2 protein-coding genes and 1 pseudogene are annotated in these 2,101 nt (G+C 40.5%); 1 reads left to right on the top strand and 2 read right to left on the bottom strand.

Annotated elements, in window-relative coordinates; translation table 11 throughout:
- Both V5N63_RS02210 and lpxK read right to left on the bottom strand, forming a co-directional pair.
- Positions 1-359 (bottom strand): Y-family DNA polymerase (locus V5N63_RS02210; protein ID WP_442905769.1); only part of this gene is annotated, 359 nt, incomplete at its 3' end.
- 250 nt (positions 360-609) lie between these two features.
- The gene (lpxK, locus tag V5N63_RS02205) at positions 610-1,638 is read right to left on the bottom strand and encodes a tetraacyldisaccharide 4'-kinase (RefSeq protein ID WP_332032592.1); all 1,029 of its coding nucleotides are present in this window, start codon (positions 1,636-1,638) and stop codon (positions 610-612) included.
- A 164-nt stretch (positions 1,639-1,802) separates the two neighbouring features.
- Between lpxK and V5N63_RS02200 the strand changes: the two are divergent.
- A pseudogene (locus tag V5N63_RS02200) lies at positions 1,803-2,101 on the top strand (D-alanine--D-alanine ligase); the annotation flags it as partial.

Here is a 2,101-nt window from a genome sequence, read left to right as displayed (position 1 = left end):
GCCGATTCTATTCCTTTTTTATTTTCAGTAACATCCAGATACGCTTCGTCCAGCGACAGCGGCTCCACCAGATCGGTGTATTCATAAAATATGGTCCGGATTTGCTGCGAAATTTCTTTGTACCGCTGAAATCTTGGCTTTACGACGATAAGGTGGGGACATTTTTCGAGCGCCATTCTCCCCGGCATTGCAGAACGGACTCCGAATTTTCGCGCTTCATAACTTGCTGCTGCCACCACGCCATACTGGCCGCCACCCACCGCGATGGGTTTTCCGCGGAGCTCAGGATTGTCGTGCTGTTCTACGGAAGCGTAGAACGCGTCCATATCGACGTGGATGATTTTGCGTTGGGGTAGCATGAAGCAAAATTAAGAAATTTGCTTTTCGGAAAAGAGCATAAAAAAAACTGATGATCCGGCGGTTGAACTTTTGCAAATTCTGTCGCTGAATCATCGGTTGAAGTTTTTAGTTATGTTTGGGCTTCAGGTACTGATTTTAATTAAATTCAAATTCCTCAGTTTTGGGGTTTAGTTTTTTGTATCTGCAGAACCTTTAATGCCTAATCAATTTCCTGAATTGAATAATCTCAATAACTAAAGGTGATAAATTTTAACGGTTTTTCTCCACATAGCTGAGTACGGTGTTATTGAAGTCTTCTCTTTTATCGATATTTACGTTGATCGGCCAGTAATAAACCAGATCACGCAGATAATCAAAGGTTTTCAGTCTTACATAATCTTTTTCTGTGGTGAGGATGATTTTATATTCGCCAAGTTTTTTGTATTCTGCGACAATGTTTTTAATGTCCTGATCGGTGAAATTGTGATGGTCTTTGAATTTAAGATGTTTCACCCGTTGGGAGAATTTCGACAGGTGGTTGATTAAAGGCTTTGGATTGGCAATTCCCGTAATCAGCAGGATGTCGTAATAACTCAGATTATTATCGGGCAGAAACTTGTCTCTGCTGTAAACATTCTCGTCGTAGCCAATGCTCGAAAAAAATACTTTCTGGTAATGCTGCGGTTTGATTCTCGAAATATAATACTGCTTGTTCTCTTCCGTTAAATCCTCCGGACATTTAGAGACCATGATGATCTGTGCGCGAGCTGCACCACTTCGGCTTTCGCGTAAGTCGCCTGCAGGAAGTACAAAATCTTTAAAATAAGGATCGTTATAATCAGTCATCAGAATGTTGAATCCCGCTTTTATTTTACGGTGCTGGTATGCGTCATCCAGAATCAGAACATCCAGATCCATATCGTCAATCATTTTTTTTGCGCCGGGGACGCGTTCTTCCGAAACACCGATGACAAAGCGGTTTTTGAAGCGTTCAAACAACTGCATCGCCTCATCTCCCACTGTTTTATAATTGCTTTCGTAATTGGTAATGCCGTAGCCTTTGGTCAGTCTTCCGTAACCGCGGGACAGGACTCCGGTTCTGTAATTTTTGGAGAGCAATTCTGCCAGATACATTACCATAGGAGATTTTCCGCTTCCGCCCACAGAAAGATTCCCGACATTGATGATCGGAGTTTTAAATTTCGTCGATTTAGAAATTCCCCAATCATACATTACGTTTCTGATGCTTGTTACGAAATGATAACCAAGGGAAAAAGGGTAGAGATACCATCTTTTCATAGGCTGCAAAAATAGGTATTTTTCGGAGTAAAGAAAAGTCAGGTTTCACTAATTTTTCATGAAATGATGATGTTTTATTTTTGAGGATCTTAAGGATAATAATTAGGCGCTACCACGCTAATTTTAAACATTTTGTTTAAATTTGCTAGATTAGATTAAAAGGCATGAAAAAGAAAAATGTAGCCGTAGTAATGGGTGGATATTCCGATGAGTACAAGGTTTCCCTGAAAAGCGGACAGCTTATTTACGATTCCCTGGACCGTGATTTATACAACGTATATAAAGTCGTAATCCTGAAAGACGAATGGTATTTCGTAGACGACAGAGACCAGAATCTCCCCATCAATAAAGCAGATTTTTCGGTTACCCTTGAAAGTAATTACAAAGTGAAATTTGATGTATGTTTCAATATCATTCATGGGAAACCGGGCGAAAATGGTGAACTGCAGGCTTATTGGGACAC

Origin of the sequence: Kaistella sp. (assembly GCF_032060305.1) — a bacterium.
Lineage (GTDB): Bacteria > Bacteroidota > Bacteroidia > Flavobacteriales > Weeksellaceae > Kaistella > Kaistella yananensis.
Note: the sequence above shows the minus strand (reverse complement) of the source record. Positions and strands in the feature narration are given on the sequence as shown.

What these genes read in the sequence shown, in the direction of transcription:
- lpxK (WP_332032592.1), bottom strand. Translation starts at nt 1,638, where the DNA reads ATGAAAAGATGGTATCTCTACCCTTTTTCCCTTGGTTATCATTTCGTA.